We start from the raw sequence: 782 nt of genomic DNA on the forward strand, positions 1-782 counted from the left end.
GGCGGAAGCGGAAACGGGATAGAATTTACGAGCTTTAAGTCGGGATCTTCCTTTAAGGTTCGCGTACTAGGTACCGAAGACCTTATTCGTTTCTACAGCTACGGTATCTACAAGAAAGTAAACTCGTTCGTTGCGGAGAAACCAAGCAAGATGAACGATAAAGGCTTTCCGGTTGCGGATTACACACCGTGGGACCTCGCTTGGAAGTATTATCAGGATTTAAAGAAGGCGGCTGCGGATAAGGGCGACTCAAAAGCGGAAGAGAAGTACAAGGAAGAAGCCGCCAAGTATCGCGTCAAAGAACGTTATGCACTCGGATTCATCGACTTAGAAACCGGTAATCCAATCATCATCGACCTTTCGAAAAAGCAAGCGCAGGCCGTTTACGCAGTTATCACGAAGTTTGAAAAGAAACTCGGAAAGGTTGCGTTTGAGCTTTCGAAAACAGGTTCCGGAACATCAACGACGGTCAGCTTAACGCCGTTTATCGATATGGAAGAGGATTTAACGGATAAGGAACGCGAGAACTTCAGCAAATACGACGGCAAAGAATTCGATATGTCTTTGTTCGATGGACTCCTTTTCGAAGCTGACGAAAAGACGCAGATCGAAAATCTAGTCGCAGCTGGATTCGATATTAGCCTTATCGGATTATCGCTTGGAGCCGGGTCGGATAACGAAAAATCTAACGAAATCAGTGACGACGATCTGCCGTTTTAATAAAACGAAGGAGGACGATTGAATGGCGCATCAAACCGAAATTATCGGCAAATATTCCGAAC

At 45.5% G+C, this 782-nt stretch carries 1 protein-coding gene; it reads left to right on the forward strand.

Annotation, left to right across the window (positions count from 1 at the left end):
* Positions 1 to 720 (forward strand): hypothetical protein (locus AB447_RS26440; RefSeq protein WP_057957782.1); only part of this gene is annotated, 720 nt, incomplete at its 5' end.
* Positions 721 to 782: the final 62 nt, after the last annotated feature.

Origin of the sequence: Bacillus glycinifermentans (assembly GCF_001042475.2) — a bacterium.
Lineage (GTDB): Bacteria > Bacillota > Bacilli > Bacillales > Bacillaceae > Bacillus > Bacillus glycinifermentans.